This window comes from Thiorhodococcus mannitoliphagus (assembly GCF_010915725.1).
GTDB lineage: Bacteria > Pseudomonadota > Gammaproteobacteria > Chromatiales > Chromatiaceae > Thiorhodococcus > Thiorhodococcus mannitoliphagus.
In genome coordinates this window covers 35,139-51,069 of sequence record NZ_JAAIJR010000017.1, presented here as the reverse complement: position 1 = coordinate 51,069, position 15,931 = coordinate 35,139, and the positions used below count along the sequence as shown (strand labels likewise).

Below are 15,931 nucleotides of genomic sequence, written 5' to 3'. Positions count from 1 at the left end.
ACCTACAGGTGATCAATGAAATTCGCGCCGACCGAGCCACGCATCCGCTTCGAGGCGATCCAGTACCATTCGTGCCATTCGTAATCATCTGGCTCATTGCCAGACAACGAGATCAGCGGCGCATCGAGCTCCGGGTCCCACGGCGGTGCCGGACCAAAAAGCACCCGTGCAATGAGTGCGATCACGGCCAGCCCAATGAAGATCGTCAGCCCAAGGCCACCAGCCAGCAGCGGCATCAGAATGCCCGCCAGCAGCCAGTTCCACCACCTCCAATGACGAATCGAGAACATCGCTCTTCCCTCCGAGACAGGCCTCCAATTCAACGCCTGAAGGCAGTCTAGTCCACAACGCGCATGGCCGGCCGAGACACACCACAGAAAAGTCGAGCCGGCATTGCGACTCAAGGCGCGCTCGTCGGCGCCGAGGCGACCGTCGGCGCTGAATCGCCTCCCCGAATCGCCCTCAAACGCTCGAGGACGGTCGTGTAATCGATCCGTGCGGCATTGTCACCGACACCTTGGTGATAGCTCTGATTCGAGGCGTCCTTTGGCAGCCCAGCCCACGTCTTCGACAGGTTGTAGGCAAAAGCATCGCTCGGCAGCGTACCCGCCATCCAATCGTTGACCCCCGCATCCCGAGCCAGCACCAACGCCAGGCGGTCCTGCAAGGCCGGCGTGAATGGCTCGGACTCCGAGAGCCCAAGTCGGTCGGTCAGATCCTCGAGGGTCGAGGGGACGAACTGATAGCGGCCGATCGCCGAGCCGCCGTTCCCAGCATCGAGCAACTGCTGCTGGAGCGTGCGGACCTCGCCCAGGGTCAGGGTCGACAGATCGACGTCATTTTGATCGGCATTGTCGTACCAGGCGTTGTAGTTGCCGTGCGACTCCGGGACGGCGATCAGATCGAGCACGTGCCCTAGACGCCCCTCGGTGACGCTCGCGTGCATCAATGGACCCCGCACAGTCGGCGGACCAAGCGTCCCGATGGCAGGAGGCTCAAGCACCGGGCCGGTCGGCACGCTCTGATTGTACTGACCGATGAGGCGCAGATCCGTGTCATCGCGCCCCACAACGGCGCGCTCGATCAAGGTCGCGACCGCCTCGCCCGAGGCGCCTGATTCCTCGATCACGGCTTGACGGGCGGCGGCCTGGTCGGCGCTCGGCGCGAAGGCAAAGAGGGTCGATTCAGAGGCTTCGCGATAGAGCGCAACCTGAGCCGAGGTGAGGCCATAGCCCTCGATCTGCGCCAGGCGCATATCGATCATCGCCGCCCGCGCGGCACTCCAACCAGCCACGCTACCCGCGGCGGCCCGACCCGCGTCCATCGCCTCCGCGAGGCTTCCTCCACTCGACAGAGTCTGGCCAAAGGCCCCAACTGACTCAGTGATCTGATGGCTCACGCCTTCGGCACCGGCGACCGCCAAGGCGCCGGTCTCGGCCGCCCGGATCCACACCCCGCCCATCTCGCGTTGGACGATCTCGGCGGCGGGACGCGGCAGGGACGCCCGATCGGCAATCTCCTCACCGAGTCGCTGATGCGTATCCGCGCGAATGACGCTCGTATTGGCTCGATGCTGCTGGGCCACCGCCGCCGTGCCGCCGCTGCTGAACTGCTCAACTGAAGCCGGCGCCTGCCCGAGCGTCTCGATCATGCCATCCGCCGCCACGCGCTGCGCCATGAGCTCAGCCGCCACCATTGTCCCAGGATCCTGCATACCAGCGGCGACAACGCGGCCGCGAGCCCCACCGAAGGCGGGCACATGCGTCGCAAGCCCACCGGATTCTTCGGGCGCGATCGGCCCAGGCCGGCGCACGCCGACCAGTTGTGCGTAGATCCCCTGGGCCGCCGCTTCCGCCTGCCGTTGCTCGTCGGTCGTCATCGCACCGGCCCGCGCCCCGCCATAGAAGCCGAGCAACAAGCCCATGCCGGCAATGGTCCGGGCCTGCTGGCGGTCACCCACCACACCACCCGCCATCAGGGCGTCCGCCTGGTGAGCCGCATCGCCGGCCAGCCCGAAGCGATCGAGGATCTGTTCCAGGCGCTCGTAGAGCGCTGGATGGGCCAACAGCAGACCCGAGGTTTCCACCGCCCCGAAGCGTCCGCTGGTCCCATACTGCTGCGCGAATTGGGCGGCCCGCTCGACAGAGCGGGAGGTCGTGAGCACATCCTGAGCCTGGTGCGCGAGCTGCGCCGACTCGGTGCGGTTCAGCCCTTCGGTGTAGCTGTCTGACTGCCCCCGCTGGATGTCGTAGGCGAGCCCCTCGGCGAAGCGCGCCTGGAGCTGTTGATCCGTTGACGCTTTTTGCAGGGCCGCCTGGGCAATTTCGTGGGCCATGCCGCTGTCTACACCGTACTGAGTCGATAGCTCCCCTGCGAAGCGGTCGATTCCCTTGGCCGTCTTTGGTGCCGCCATTGCGGCACGAAGCACCGTACCCATCTGATTGTGCGATAGCTGTGAATCTCTAAACCGCTCCGTCAGATCCTCACTCGCCGCCAGCACCGCCGCATCCGCCCGGCTGTAGGAAGCATCCAACCGCTGCCCCAGCGCATACTGCAAACTGGTCTGATGATTGGCCGCTGCCGAGCTCGCCAGCGCCTGACTGAGCGAGGTGCTGAAGCTCTCCTGCGCCTGCTCGGCACTCTGTTCGGCCGAGCGCAGCGTCGCCTGCGCTGAGTGCCCGAGGTTGAACGACCACAGCAGCCCCGCCGCCCCTGGAGCCACGGTGCCGCCAAGCGCGGTGCGCTGGAGCAGTGGGCCAACCGTCCCGGCCGCTTGCGGCTGAAGCACGTCGGGCGAAGTGAGCTTTTCGTTGACGTGATCCCCGCTCTGCAGTCGACCGGCCAGGTGAGTCGCCGTGATGGCGCTGCCGTAGATCAGCATCAGGCTGATCGCCGGCGTCGAGGCGACCAGCATCCCGCCCGTGGCCAGATAGTCCTGCAGCAGCAGATCGCTCTCGTAGAGCGCACGGAAGGACGGCAGGGTCACGCCCGCCTGATCCGACAGGGCCTCGAAGGCCCGCTGCGCCGCCAGGATCAGATAGAGATTGGTGATCGCCAGGATCGGCAGCCACAGCTGAATCCAGAGCCCAAAGATCAGATAGCGCCCGACCATGGCGATGCCGATCGGTCCCAGCGCCACGGCGAAGGCCATGAAGGGGCCGATGGCAAAGATGAAGCCCTCGAAGAAGGTCATCATGGGGCGCATGATGCGCACGAACAGCGACGGCTCGGTCGCCCACTGGCTGTTGCGCTGCTGAATCGCCTGGCTGGTCTGCAAGGCGGCATTCCATTGGCCGATGTCGTTGTAGTGCTGGATCACGCCACGCTCGAGCATCGGCAGGATGGCTGTCATCACCATGTACTGCTGAGCGTCGACCGTGTCCTGAGCCAGTGTTGTCAGCGCCGCGCGCACCCGGCTGTCGACCGCGCCGCTGTCAACGCCGAGCTTGGCAGCCACCGCCTGCTTGAACTTAGGCAGAAAGGACGCCGTGGTGTAGGCCGAGAGGCGCCCGTAGGCATCGACACAGGTCAACTCCTCGGGTGTCTCGCCGAGGATCAGCTTGGTGGTGCCGGTCACGATCGGCGTCTGGAAGGCCGCCTCCAGCGTGGTCGCCTGCAGCACCCTATCCATGGTCGTGCCATTGATCTTTCGGTCGACCGCATAGAGCACGCAGTCGGCCACGTAGTTTAGCCAGGATTGTTCGACATCCGCTCCTGCGGTTGGGCTATTGGCCTCTCCCGTGGTCAGGCGAGACAAGGCCGTCTTGCGCACCGTCGCCATCACCTGCAGCGCATCGGCGAAGCCGTGCTCGGTCATGCTCGGCGTCGCGAACGCCTGCTCGAACAGCCGGGTGAGCCCATAGCCCAGATTGGACACTGCCGAACCGACCACCGCCGGTCCCAGAGGCACGTTATCGACCACCCGCACCGAGCCCGAATAGGCCCCTTCGATCGTCACCGACACCTTGGGCACGAACAGCAGCGAATAGAGCACGAAGGACACCAGCAGCCCCTGGAAGCGGATGCTCTGCGCGCCTTGCAGCAGTCCCTGAAAGGCGATGATCAGGGTCCCGAGCAGAAAGCCGATGCCGACGAAGCGCACAAAGCTGTCGGCGCCGAAGAGCATGGCCACCGCATTGAGCACCTGCTCCAGGAAGGCTGGATCACCGATGGAATAGATGGTCCACATGCAGGAGCGCCTCCAGAGGGTTGAGGTGGACAGGGTTGGGATGGCGCGCCGATGGGCAGGACGCAGTAGGAGCGGCAGATCGGAAGCGCGCGCGATTCAGGGCGAGTCGCCCGCCTCTGCCGACGTCTCAACTGGCGCCGCCTGCATCAGATCCAGATAGCTCGGCGCCTTGTACTGGGCGAGCAGATTGCGGTAGGTCTCCAATAGCTCGTTGGGATTGCCGTAACGCTGCGCGAGGGTGCTGTACTCGGTCCAGATGTCCTCCCGGACGGCATCCAGATGCTGGAGCAGTTGGGTGGTGTGGGTGTGCTGCAGGCTGCCGGTCGCCAGACGCACGCTGGTCAGTAGGTCGCGCACCAGGGTCTGGAGCATCTCCACCGCGAGCATGGGCACGGCACGGTCGGCAAAGCCCTGGGCCATGCCAGGCTCCAGACGCGCCAGGGTGCGGATGCCGCCGCCCAGTCCGAGCGGCGCGTGCTCCATGAAGCCCTTCTCCTCGGCGCTCAACTCCTCGACACCGAGGCGAAACTTGTCAATCAGCCCAACCCGTGAGGCATCCCCAACCAAAAGGGCGCGCACGCGTGGGACCAGCCCTTCCAGCGTGATCTCGGCCTTGGTCGGATCGCGGCATTCGGAGAGCGAGGCGCAGCGCCAGACCACGACCTGCTGACCCTCATCGTCTCCGCTGCCGTAGAGCAGATCGCTCACCGTCAGGGTCGGCGGAAGGAAGGTGGTCGGCAGGTTCAGGCCGCCATCCGGTGCATCCTTCAGCCCGCCGCTCTGGGATCCGACGACGAGGCTGCCGGTGAGACTCATGAGCGCTTCGAGCAGCGCCTGATCACCGTGGCTATACCAGCCCTCGACCTCAGCGTCGGTGAGCGCCTTCCAGACCAGGTTCCCCTCGAACTGCTCGGCGGCCGCCGCCGGGATCTGCGCATAGACGGTCTCGAGCGGTCCCTTGCCAGTGACGGTCGAGCGATTCTCGAAGACGTCCCCCAGCTCATAGAGATCGGCCAGCAGACTCGCCTCCCCCACCCGCTTGCCGGTCAGCGCCGAGGCGGTATCGTTGACGATGCCTTGCGCGAGTTGGCAGGAGCTGCCGAAGAGCTGGTTCATTTGCTGCACCTTCTTCTGCAGCTGCTCGATGATCTCGGCGGCGGAGGGGGCCATGGTGGTCAGCGCGAGCTGGAAGGCATAGCCCGCGGCGTTGGAGGCAATCGACCGCAGCAGGTTGGTGAACTGCTCGACATTGATGAAGGAGAAGGAGCCGCCGAAGAGGTCGATGCCACCGCAGCCAGCCTCGAACGAGGGCGGGACGAAGGAGACCAGGTTGGTATCGACGATGCGGTTGCGCGCGACCACCGAGCCGGCCGAGAGCACACCTCGGCGCTGGCCCATGTGCGCCGTGGGCTCCGTGACGTTGACCAGGGTGCCGAACATGGCCTCCATTTCGGCGTCGAGGTCGGCTTGGACGCCGGTGCTGACAACCAACGCAAGCGCTACAACGAAGAGCAAGCAACGGTGGCAGATCGATCGGACAGGCATGGCGAACCTCAGTCGGTCGGGGGCAATTCGGGAGCGGCGATCACCCCATCACCCGCCACGCGGGAGCGCAGCAGCTCAAGAAAGTCATCTGGATCCTCGGGGACGCTGAGCGGTGTCTCCAGCCCCCAGTCCAAACTCAAGTCAGCGACCAGGGGCTTGGTGCGCGCATAGGCGGCCTCGTCGATCCAACCCGCCTCCCGCGCGGCGAGCAGCAGGCGCTGCTCCAGATCGCTCAGCGACAGCAGCCCCTGGGCGATCGGCACGATCCCCGCGGGTGGACGGACCAGGAACAGGGCCGGCGTGGAGATGATTCCAAGTCGGGCGGCCTGTCCCGTATCGCGGCGAAACTGGGGAAAACGCCCGTTCGGAAGCGCTCGACTGTCGAGGGCGATCGCCTGCACCCGAAAACCGGTCTGCTCGCTGAGAAGGTGCAGCACCGGTGCCTGGGCCGCGCAATAGGGACAGTCCGAGCGGTAGAAGAACCAGATCCCCGCCGCACTGGCGAGGTCTTCGAGCACGGCTTGACGCTGCTGGCCGGCGATGCGATTCAGAAGGTTGCTGTAGTTGCCTACCGGCCGGCGCGTGGTCTCGTCGAGAAAGGGATCGCTTTGGACGACGCGCTGGTAGGCGTCGGTGAAGCGCGACGCCTTGTCGAGGGTGATGCGCTGCAGGTAGAGATAGAGCGCGACCTTGGTCGGGGTCGGGTCGTCGATGGCCTGGCGCTGATAGCGCTCCAGATTGGCGCGCAGCCAGGCGGCGGAGAGCGGGACTGGCTCGGTCGGCTCCATTGCCGATGCGGCCTCCTCCGGCTGCGACGTCTCGCTCACCAAGGGCGGCGCCGGTGTGAGCTGAGGCTCAGGCTCCGGAGCAACGGACAGCTCTGGGGCATACCAGAACCAACCCTCGGCGCCTCGCTCATAGAACCGCGTCGCCTCGGCCGCTGTCGTCGATCCCGCGGCACTGAGTAGCAGCAAGGCAGCCACTCCGCCGATGGCGCACTCACGGCTGCGCATGGTCGCCCCACCCCATATAGGGAGCCTTTGCCATCATCCGCCCGCTCCAGCGCTCGCCCTCGGACGCAACGCCAAGCGCTGTGCAGATCTCGGGGCCAGGCGCGTCAAGGGATCGATCGGCTGCCCATGGCGGCGGATCTCGACATGCAAGTGCGGTCCAGTGGTGAGACCCGTCGACCCGACGGTGGCGATGATCTCGCCGGCCTCGACGCGCTGCGCAGACGCCACCAGCGTCTGTTGAAGATGGCCATAGCGGGTCGTCCAGCCATCACCATGATTCAGCTCGACGAGGCCGCCATAACCGCCGACCCGGCCCGCTGTCCGCACCCGACCCGCGGCGACAGCGCGCACGGGCGTGCCGATCGGCGCGGCGAGGTCGACTCCCGCATGGAACCGCTGAGCGTGCATGATGGGATGCCGACGTATTCCGAAGCCGGAGGTCAGCCGTCCTCTGACTGGCCACAGCCAATCGCCAGACGGTCGTCCAACAGCCATGGAAGACTTCGGCGTTGGCTCGGCTCGGATCACACGCACGGCCTTGACCACGCTGTCCTGGTCGCGGGTGATGAGCCGAATCCGCGGCACCACCGCCAGCGGATCGGCGCCCTGCCCAGCCGCACCGAGCGGCGCGATCGTCATCGGCGTCCCGGCGATCAGCACAACCAAGATCAACCGACCGATCGCTTCAGTGCAGCCGGGCATCTTCAGCTACCGCGCCGCGCCGGCGCTGCCGGCGCCATCTCCCGTTGCGGTGGGCGCATCACCGCACCTGCCTCGACCGGACACGCACGCCGCTCAAGCGTCCGGCGAACCTGTCGCACGCTCACCTGAACGGCCTGTGCGGTCTCCAGATAGCGCTCAGGCAAGGACCGATCGGCGGATTGCTCCCAACAGAGCAGGATCTGATCCTCTTCCTCCGGCGTCGGCGTGCGCGGACGTCCGCCCTTCGGCAGGTCGCCGTCGAGTCCCAAGAACCTGCGCTGATCGCGGTAGTAGGTTGCGGTCCAGCCAAAAAGCTCGATCATGAGCTGACGCGGGGCGCCGGCCCGCAGCAACGCCTGTTGGGTCTCGCGCAGGCGCTGCTGCTCCGCCACCCGCGCGATGGCGATCTGCGACTGCGCCTGATCGATATCGATGCGCAGTGAGATAAAGCGCTCGGCGAAGTTGAAGAGAGCGTGCAGATCGCGGCTCGGGAGGCCTTCGAGGAAGCGAATCTGCTCCCAGCTGAACCCCAACGCCTCAACATGCTCGAAATGACCGTCGTGAATCTGCTCGATGACGAACTGCAGGATCACGTCCTCGGGACACGGCTTCTTCATGCCAGGGAATACTCCATGCGCTCCACGGCGCAGTGAGAGTCCGCGCCGTGGTCGGCTTCAATCAAACGGCCCCGCACATCACCCGATGACGTCGCGAACAGCAACGCAACGAGCGGTTGTCGTGCATGCACTGGGGCCTTTCGTGCATGCACGAGACGGGTCACCCCATCGTTCAATCTGTCGGCTCCGAAACGGCCGGATCATCCGCCGGGGGCAGTGCCTCGGAGCCTTCCTCCTCCGGGACCGACACCACCTCGCGCTCGGCCTCATCGACCGTTGCCCGCTGCCCGCGCCGCTCGGCAGCCGCATAGGCCCGCCGATGCAAGCCGATGAATTCCTGTCCGGCACCGCCGATGCGGTTCCGCCACCGGATGGCGACCGCCAGACGCTCTTTGCTCGGCAGCAGACCGGACAGCCACAGGGTGTCGAGGCCCATCAAGAGGCGATCGAACTCCTGGATGAGGGCGGCGTAGAGGGCGATGGTCGGCGAGGCGACATGGACGGTCGCTGTGACGGGATGGGTGTAGCGCGGGCGGGTCTTGTCGAGCCCTCGATCGGCGAGCAGGACCTGCAGGCGGGCGATCTCGCGTTGCAGCTCGTCGGCCAGACCTTCGAGACGTTCGCGGATCAGCGTCTCCACCTGCTCGGCATCGTCATCCTCGCCAACCAGGTGCAGAATGACCTCGATCCCGTAGAGGGCATGCATCGCCGGGCGGAACTCCCGGTCGCGCAGGAGCCGGCGGGCATACTCGCTCTGAATCCGCAGCGTCAGATCAAAGACCGGGCGACTGTGACGATAGGGTTGGCGCGGCCGTGACGGACGTGTCCTCGCCGGTGGCGCCGTCGGCTTGGGATCAGTCGGAACTGTCAACGCCTCTGTCATGGATTCAATCCCCCATGCTGCGCGCTCGAATAGAGCGATCGTCGGTTCATTCGAAAAGAACGTCGCGATCGGTCAAGTCAGACCAATCAAGTGCGGCGTGGCTCACTGCAGTCACAGAATCTGCGCATCTTTAGCAAGCGTTTGAATTGAGAGCCATCACACACGTTGGACTGCATGGTGCAGCGCGAACGCATTGCGGCTCAAGTCAATACGGTTAATCCGTTCGATACCGTTTTTTCAGAAAACGGTCATTCGTGAAAAGACCGTTTCCTTCCTACGAAAGACTGAACCTTGATGCGTCAATACCAATGAATGCCAGCACCGGACACTCCTTTCGTACGGTAAAGACCGACAGACTGCTCGGCCAGGCGCGATGGCAGATTTAGAATGCGTGCCTTCATCGCCTTGGCCAGCGTGTCGCGACGCCCGCCACTGTCATGGCCAACAGTCACGCGAAACAGCAGGAGAACCCTTTGAAATCGGTTGATCGGACGCAGGCCGATTCGGCTGCGGATCAGGAGCAGGTGGCGCGCGCCGCCGCGGTGCTGGAGCGGATCGTGGTGGAGGACTGGCCGGAGGGGCGCTCGCCGCGGCTGCCCATCCTGTTGCTACGGGCCTTGTGCCGCCTGGCAGGCGACAAGCCGGAGCAGGTGTCGGACGGTTGGGGCGTCGTGGAGATCACGGCCATGATGCAGAGGCTCGGCGCCCCCTGGAGCAATCTGAACGAAGGGGATGCGCGGCAACGCCTCAACAGCCATTGGCGTACCTTGCAGGAGGCCTATTGGCAATCACGGCAGGAGCATGTCCGACGGCGCTTTGCCCATGAAACGCTCGGGCTGCGGCCACGGATCGACAAGAGCGACGCGGCCGGAGGACGGGGCAACACGGTCCGCTACTTTCTGCGCTTCGAGCCGATAGAGGGACCGGCGCCGAGTGGCGTCGAAGCACCGACCGCTCACGCCAATCCCGTCGTGCACACACCCAGCATCCGGTATTACCCGGTCGAGCTACAGGTCCCCCGCCTGCTGCGCTGGATTCCGGAGACAGGACTGCGCTCCCGCAGCCCACTGGGAGGCCTGATCGCCACCCTGCTGACCGGGATCGGGGTGCTGGTCGTCCTCTCGGCCTTGATGACCTTCTATTTGGGGCTGCACAGCGACTCGGCGGGCGCCGCAGTTCAGGCGCTGCTGCGGGCGCTCTTTCTGCTCGGGGTCCTGCGCCTGAGTCTGGGGTGGTGGTGGGACCTGGCGCAGAACAATCTGGCGCGCGCGCCGCTGTGGTGGCAATCCTTCACGGACTTCGGCGACACCGTCATCGAGCGGCGCTTCGATCCGACCGGGTTCAGCGCATCGCGGCTGCATCTGGTGCGTTATGTGGCGGATTGTCCGCGATGCGGGGCGGAGGGTCCGGGGCGCAGCGCGGTCCGCCTGGCCTCGGGACGGCTCGAGTTCTGGGGTCGGATCGTTGGCCGCTGCAGGAATGTGCCCAACGAGCACGTCTGGTCGTTCGATCACGGCACGGGCGAAGGGCGGTTTCTGCGCTGACGTCAGGGCATCGCGGACGTGCCGCAGACCCGTACTCGGCGATGGCGGTTCTCTGGGGTGTTGGCCATGAGCACGGCGGCAATCGCGAGCTTACAGTCCTCGCTCTCGCGCGCGCCCCCGTCGCGCTCCGTCCATTGGAGGCTGATCCGCGGCTCGGCGACAGCCACGGACACGGTCGATCCGCGCGGCTGAGGCCGCGAACTCAGCGGCGGCGGGGAAACGCTCGTTGGGGAGAGGGCCGATGCCGGGCGCGATGCAGACGCAGCCGGGGCAGGCATCAGCGGCGGCTGGCGACGCAGGGCCGAAACCTCCGGTCCGAGCTGACCCGCCGTCAGCCATAGACCACCCACCAGAACTCCGGCGGCCGCCAACAGCAAGAGCCCGGGGGATAGGCGGTCGTCCGCGCCGAAGCGCCGCTCCAGCCCCGCTCGGTGCGCACGCCGCGCGGCGCGGTCGGTGCGGATAGCCCCATCCAGCTGCTGCCACGCCTGGTGCAGGGCATCGGACACGACACCCTCACGATAGGGCTCGAGATCCTCGGCAAGGGTGGCCAGGCGTGAAACGCCCTCCGGCAGTCCTTTGGGAAAGCGTGCCGTATTCGTGAAGACCACGCGCTCGAGAACCGGAACACCCAGCCCGAGCGCCTTGAGCGCTTGGACGTGAGCGAAATTCTGGCGCAAGGGATTCTGAAACGTGTAGCGGCGACGCCCCAGGACCTGCGTCCACGTCGCCTCACCCTTCCGCCCAAAGATCAGCCCCCGATAGGCCTTCGATTCCACCACCAGCAGCCCCGCTGGTGTGAGGGCCAGATGATCGATCTGCGTCCAACCGCCACGCCCATCCGGCAGGATCAGATCATGTCGGACCACGGAAAACAGTTGCTCCAGCACCCGGCCGATGCGTGCCTCACCAGCCGAGCCCCGCATCCTGGGGACGAGACGCTTCAGCGCCAGGACGACCAAGACCAGGGGCAGCAGCCCGACCAGCGGCCGAACGGCCGCCAGCGTGATCAGGGAGAACAGGCTTTGAGCATCCATGACGCGCGAACTCCTTCTTGAAGGGACCGTGAGAGCGATTCCACAACGCCCGTTCGTGGCCGACCGATGATCCTAGCAAAGGGACCAGCACCCGAAGTGAGACCTTCATCACTCCGCCACCCTGAGGTGGACGTGGACGCTTGGTCACAACAGCAAGAAGGCGAGTAGTGACCAGCAACTTCGGAGGGGGTAACGACGATGATGAGGCTCTGCTCGGCCAGGTGGGGGAGGCGACGCCTTCCATGACATCGCCAAGGCAGAGCCGATCGGGCCAATCCTAACGCGGGAGCTCGGCGACGCGCTGGCTGTGGTCTATCGGAAGGCGGCGGCGCTGCGAAGAGGCGCTGGAGGCACAGGTCCTGGGGGTCTGGCGCCATGTCGCCGTACACCAGTGCCATCGCCTCTGGCTCGGGAATCTGCGGAGCGAGCAAACGAAACGATCTGATGATCGGCCGGTCTTGAGGACGAAGGCTGAGCCGGTCGCGGGACGCTCAGTCCGTTAGACGAAGTCAGCTACCCGGGCATGGGGATCGGCGATCCAGCCTTCGAGTGGATCCAGTGAGGTCGGCTGACCGTAGTCAGCCGCACGCTGGGTCCAGGCCCAGGCAGCCTGGATGGCACAAAGCAAGGCGTCGAGCGCATCGCCCATGGGATCATCGGCAAGAGTCAGTGGCGCTTGCACGCGAAGACCGTAAGCAGGCTCGGCGGCTCCCTCCAGAATGGCTTCCAGCAACGCCCGCCGGGCATGATCCCGCTCCGGTGTCTGCTGAGCACGGATATCCTGCTTGTAGGAGCGGCGGCCGATCAGTTGGCGGGCGAGCAGGCCCGGATAGCCCTCGACGCAGACCCGATCGGGATCGCCGCTCTGCACACCCGGAATCGTCACCCCGGCCCGCAAGAGTCGTGGCGCACCCTCGAAGAACATCAGACCGACCGGGGTGCCGTAGAGCTTCTGCGGACTGATGGCACCGGCGGCGCGATCGGTCGCGCGGCGGTGCTCCTTGTCACCAGATAAGCGCGGCTGGCGATAGGCGTCGAGCGCCTGGCGAAAGCCTGCGCGACCCAGCGACTCGGCCTGGCGCACGTAGCCAGACCAGGTCGTCGGCCAGCCGATGTTGCTCACGAAGGTCCGCGACTGACCGAAGGGGAAATCGATGCCGGCGATCCAGGGACCGGGCTGCTGGAGGAACGCCTCGAAGGGCGCGAAGCTGGACCAGGCGCTAAGGGTGCCGGCGCAGAGCTGATCCCCCTCCAGACGGCAGGCCAGAAAGGTGATGGGCTTGCCGCGGCGGGGACGACTGGTGAAGTCGATGCCGTAGACCCGCATGCCTGTCTCTGCCGGCGTCAGGTCGCGTCCGCCGTGAAGACCTCGCGGAAGGGGCCGAGGAAGCGCCGCTCCGGGGACCAGTCGGCGATGGCGAAGACGACCTCACTAAAGGCACCGGCGAAGTCCGTCTCCAGGGCCTGGCGGAAATCGCGGGCGGTGCGGACGGGATCGTTGGCGAAGGCCCCGCAGCCCCAGGCGCCTAGCACCAGCGTCTCATGGCCGAAGGCGCGGGCGATGGCCAGGACGCGATGGATGCGCTGCTGGAGGAGATCCCCAGCCTCGGGCTGGCCGATGGCCGGGGCATAGGGCGCCGCGCAGGTTAGGACGCTCAATGGCCAAGGGGCGTCGAGCGGCGCGCCGTCATCTCGCCGGAAGACTGGCACCTCGGGCGAGTAGATGGCCCAGTCGGTCGAATCGGGCCGCGGACGCCGGGCATGGGCGGCGTACATGGGATCGCCCTCGAGGGTCGTGTAGAGCGCGCTGGAGCGGCAGAGCACTTCCTCCTGGGCGAGGGCACCGTTCAGAAAGCCGCCGCCGGGGTGCACGCCGTTGGCGAAGTTGAGGGCCAAGGGCCTCAGACCGCGGGCGACGAGTCGCTCGGCGGCGCCGAGGGTGGTCTCGTTGCTGACCTGGACACGGGTCTCGGGGACAGAGGCGCGATCCTGCTCAGGAAGCGGATCCTCGGGGCGCAGACTGCGCTTGGCGACGCGGGCCGTTTCGACCGCTTCGCGCCAGTCAACACGCGTCCCCTTCCCGTTCAGATAGAACCCTTGCCGGATCGCCTCCACGGCGGAGCGGCCCAGCGCGGCCGCCTGCGCGCGCGGCAGGCGCAGCTCACGCTGGCGTTGCGCGGCCAGCTCGGATGAGTCCAGACAGGGCTGGATCATGAGTGGTGAGTACGAAACGGTCACGGGGAGCAGTCTCCATCGATCGGCAGCATGAAGAACCCATCGCTCTAGCCTCAACTTCCGAGCGTCGTCGGACAAGCCCGCTCAAGTCCTCAAGACCAGCAAGAGTTCCCGCGCCCGGGTCGCCGCCACATAATTGGCGAATCGTTCACGGGCATCCTCCGCGTCGGTATCCCGGTACAGCAGCACGACAGCTCGAAATTCCAACCCTTTGATCCGTTTCTTCGTGCCATACCGCACCCCTGGCTCGTCCTGCCCAGGATCTCTTTGGCGAGGAAGCAGCTCCAAGGTGGGGATTCCGGCGGTCTCGAGCGCGTTGATGACGGCACCTTCGGTTGGCGTGATACAAATTTCGTGGGTGCCGAATCCACAATCCAGCAGGTGCCGCACCCAGTCGACAACGGCGCCTCCGGCCGCAGCCGGTGAATCGACCGTAAGGACCTGCGGATCGGGTCCTCGAAACACGGAGCGGTCGCCCGTCGTGTCGGCGCTACCACCGTCGAGGTCATCGACCTCTACCCCTGCCAGCAGCCCTTGTGCCCAGCGCCTGATCTGCTCGCTCGTGCGGTAGTTGATCTTCAAGCGTCGGGAGCGACCTCGCACCTCGATTCCGGCGCGTCCGACTGGAACCGGGGTGCGATTGTAGAGTCGCTGATGGCCATCGCCGACGACACACAGCGGATTGGCCAAGCCCTCGTCGATCGGGCTGAGTGCCCGAATGAGGCGCAACGCCTCGAGCCCGAAATCCTGCAGCTCGTCCACCAGCACATGCCGATACCTGGGGAACTGACCCTGCTCGACGGCCAATCGCGCCTGATGCACCACGCCCTCGAAGGTGAGCAGATTGCGCTTTGCCTGCTCTCGCTGCATGCGGGCGAACAGCCGCCAGAGCAGCTTTCGCTGAGCACGGCCGATTCGCGGCCGACCCGAGCGAACGGTGGTCAAATAGGCATCCTCCGAATCGATGCCCATCGGGTCGACGATCTCGGCGAATTCGGAACGGATGAAGTCCTGGTTGAATTCGGCCGCGAGATCCGATTCCTGCGACAGGACCTGCTCCCAAAGTGCCTCCAAGTCGGCGTCTTCCGCGACCTTCCCGCGCCAACCGCACCGCAGTGCAATGGTCCTGGCGAGCTGGTGCAGATTGGTTACCTCGATCCCTTGGTGCGCCTTCGGTGCCAGGCGCTCGAGCAGCGCCTTGATGGTGACCGAGAGGTTGGTGGTATAGGTCGTCAAGAGTACCCGATCCTGGTCGGCCGTCTGTTTGGCGAGCCACACAGCCCGATGCATCAGGGCCACGGTCTTGCCGGTGCCGGCCGCTCCGTGGATCTTCATCGGCCCCTTCACATCCCATTGAACGAGCTTGCGCTGATAGGGATGGAGGAAGATCCGCCACGCCTCGATGTCCTCGCTCAGGATTTCTTTCAGGTGCTCCTCACCCGCCACCAGCACCAGATCGAGATTGGCGGCTTGCGCCAGATGCGAGAAATCCCCCGGTCCCGCCGGCTTGACGGGCGCTGTCTCCAGGGCGCCCAGCATTTCCTCCAACGCCTGGTCCAGTGACATCCCCGCGACCACACCATAGAGCACCTGTGCGGCTTCCGGTGGCAGATACTCCGCCAGCTGCTCGAAGGCATCGTCAGTGCGCACCGCTCGGACGGCGGGAATCAGCGCCTTAGGGATACCGGCGGTGAAGAGGGCCTCGTCATCAAGGGAATCCAATGGATAGGCGGCGGAAAATCCCTCGGTATCGACCGCGGCCGACGCGGCGGCTGAAGATTCCTCAGGGATCGCCACCGCGCGCGCTATTTCTTCGACATCAAAGATCTGCAGCGTCCCAAGCGCGCCATGTGCCTCGAACTGTTTGCTTTGGCACCACTGATAGGCTTCGTCGTGATGATCGACATGCACGAGCAAATAGGTGTCGCCTTGCTCCGGCGCGATGATGATCGCGCGATAGTCGTCGCCGACCCGGGCGCTGCGGACTTTCGGATCGCGTGCCCCCTGGACCGGCTTCAGATGAAGGCTGGCCTGGGTGCTGTCTTCCTCGAACTTGCGGTGCAGCTCGGCCAACTTCTTCTTGACCTTGGCCGGTACCTTGGTGAGCTGCGTGAGCAGCTCGCGGCGCCACATCAATTGAGCCATGCGCTCGATCCCCCGTGCCTA

Annotated in this window: 12 protein-coding genes; 1 reads left to right on the top strand and 11 read right to left on the bottom strand. The window is 65.7% G+C overall.

Annotation, left to right across the window (positions count from 1 at the left end):
- Positions 1 to 2: 2 nt before the first annotated feature.
- The 7 genes from G3480_RS06085 to G3480_RS06055 form a co-directional block, all read right to left on the bottom strand.
- Positions 3 to 290, bottom strand: a complete 288-nt coding sequence (locus G3480_RS06085) for a hypothetical protein (RefSeq protein ID WP_164652780.1) — start codon at positions 288 to 290, stop codon at positions 3 to 5.
- A 110-nt stretch (positions 291 to 400) separates the two neighbouring features.
- On the bottom strand, positions 401 to 4,189 hold the full coding sequence (locus G3480_RS06080; RefSeq protein ID WP_164652779.1) for a conjugal transfer protein TraG N-terminal domain-containing protein: 3,789 nt from the start codon (positions 4,187 to 4,189) through the stop codon (positions 401 to 403).
- Between the two features lie 96 nt (positions 4,190 to 4,285).
- On the bottom strand, positions 4,286 to 5,734 hold the full coding sequence (locus tag G3480_RS06075; protein ID WP_164652778.1) for a conjugal transfer protein TraH: 1,449 nt from the start codon (positions 5,732 to 5,734) through the stop codon (positions 4,286 to 4,288).
- Between the two features lie 8 nt (positions 5,735 to 5,742).
- Complete coding sequence (locus G3480_RS06070) at positions 5,743 to 6,747, bottom strand: conjugal transfer protein TraF (protein WP_164652777.1); 1,005 nt, start codon at positions 6,745 to 6,747, stop codon at positions 5,743 to 5,745.
- Between the two features lie 33 nt (positions 6,748 to 6,780).
- Positions 6,781 to 7,449 carry a M23 family metallopeptidase gene (locus G3480_RS06065; RefSeq protein ID WP_164652776.1) on the bottom strand — a complete coding sequence of 223 codons (669 nt, stop codon included), beginning with the start codon at positions 7,447 to 7,449 and terminating at the stop codon, positions 6,781 to 6,783.
- 2 nt (positions 7,450 to 7,451) lie between these two features.
- Positions 7,452 to 8,066 (bottom strand): STY4526/YPO1902 family pathogenicity island replication protein, encoded by a 615-nt coding sequence (locus tag G3480_RS06060; protein WP_164652775.1) that lies wholly within the window; start codon positions 8,064 to 8,066, stop codon positions 7,452 to 7,454.
- Between the two features lie 172 nt (positions 8,067 to 8,238).
- A complete protein-coding gene (locus G3480_RS06055) occupies positions 8,239 to 8,949 on the bottom strand; it encodes an AcaB family transcriptional regulator (protein WP_240905626.1) in 711 nt (236 codons plus the stop codon).
- Between the two features lie 473 nt (positions 8,950 to 9,422).
- Here G3480_RS06055 and G3480_RS06050 point away from each other — a divergent pair, with 473 nt between their 5' ends.
- Positions 9,423 to 10,493: a hypothetical protein gene (locus G3480_RS06050; protein WP_164652774.1), complete on the top strand. Its 1,071-nt coding sequence runs from the start codon at positions 9,423 to 9,425 to the stop codon at positions 10,491 to 10,493.
- A gap of 2 nt (positions 10,494 to 10,495) precedes the next feature.
- Here the strand turns inward: G3480_RS06050 and G3480_RS06045 are convergent, their stop codons facing one another.
- From G3480_RS06045 to G3480_RS06030, 4 genes are all read right to left on the bottom strand, one after another.
- On the bottom strand, positions 10,496 to 11,530 hold the full coding sequence (locus tag G3480_RS06045; RefSeq protein ID WP_164652773.1) for a nuclease-related domain-containing protein: 1,035 nt from the start codon (positions 11,528 to 11,530) through the stop codon (positions 10,496 to 10,498).
- Between the two features lie 499 nt (positions 11,531 to 12,029).
- Positions 12,030 to 12,857 carry a DUF429 domain-containing protein gene (locus G3480_RS06040; protein WP_164652772.1) on the bottom strand — a complete coding sequence of 276 codons (828 nt, stop codon included), beginning with the start codon at positions 12,855 to 12,857 and terminating at the stop codon, positions 12,030 to 12,032.
- Positions 12,858 to 12,874: 17 nt separating this feature from the next.
- Entirely contained in the window at positions 12,875 to 13,768 is an 894-nt protein-coding gene (locus G3480_RS06035) for a TIGR02452 family protein (RefSeq protein ID WP_338114074.1), read from the bottom strand.
- An 81-nt stretch (positions 13,769 to 13,849) separates the two neighbouring features.
- Positions 13,850 to 15,910 (bottom strand): UvrD-helicase domain-containing protein, encoded by a 2,061-nt coding sequence (locus tag G3480_RS06030; RefSeq protein WP_164652771.1) that lies wholly within the window; start codon positions 15,908 to 15,910, stop codon positions 13,850 to 13,852.
- Between the last annotated feature and the right edge of the window lie 21 nt (positions 15,911 to 15,931).

Coding starts and splice junctions, on each gene's coding strand:
- G3480_RS06085 (WP_164652780.1), bottom strand. CDS start 290: ATGTTCTCGATTCGTCATTGGAGGTGGTGGAACTGGCTGCTGGCGGGC.
- G3480_RS06080 (WP_164652779.1), bottom strand. CDS start 4,189: ATGTGGACCATCTATTCCATCGGTGATCCAGCCTTCCTGGAGCAGGTG.
- G3480_RS06075 (WP_164652778.1), bottom strand. CDS start 5,734: ATGCCTGTCCGATCGATCTGCCACCGTTGCTTGCTCTTCGTTGTAGCG.
- G3480_RS06070 (WP_164652777.1), bottom strand. CDS start 6,747: ATGCGCAGCCGTGAGTGCGCCATCGGCGGAGTGGCTGCCTTGCTGCTA.
- G3480_RS06065 (WP_164652776.1), bottom strand. CDS start 7,449: ATGCCCGGCTGCACTGAAGCGATCGGTCGGTTGATCTTGGTTGTGCTG.
- G3480_RS06060 (WP_164652775.1), bottom strand. CDS start 8,066: ATGAAGAAGCCGTGTCCCGAGGACGTGATCCTGCAGTTCGTCATCGAG.
- G3480_RS06055 (WP_240905626.1), bottom strand. CDS start 8,949: ATGACAGAGGCGTTGACAGTTCCGACTGATCCCAAGCCGACGGCGCCA.
- G3480_RS06045 (WP_164652773.1), bottom strand. CDS start 11,530: ATGGATGCTCAAAGCCTGTTCTCCCTGATCACGCTGGCGGCCGTTCGG.
- G3480_RS06040 (WP_164652772.1), bottom strand. CDS start 12,857: ATGCGGGTCTACGGCATCGACTTCACCAGTCGTCCCCGCCGCGGCAAG.
- G3480_RS06030 (WP_164652771.1), bottom strand. CDS start 15,910: ATGGCTCAATTGATGTGGCGCCGCGAGCTGCTCACGCAGCTCACCAAG.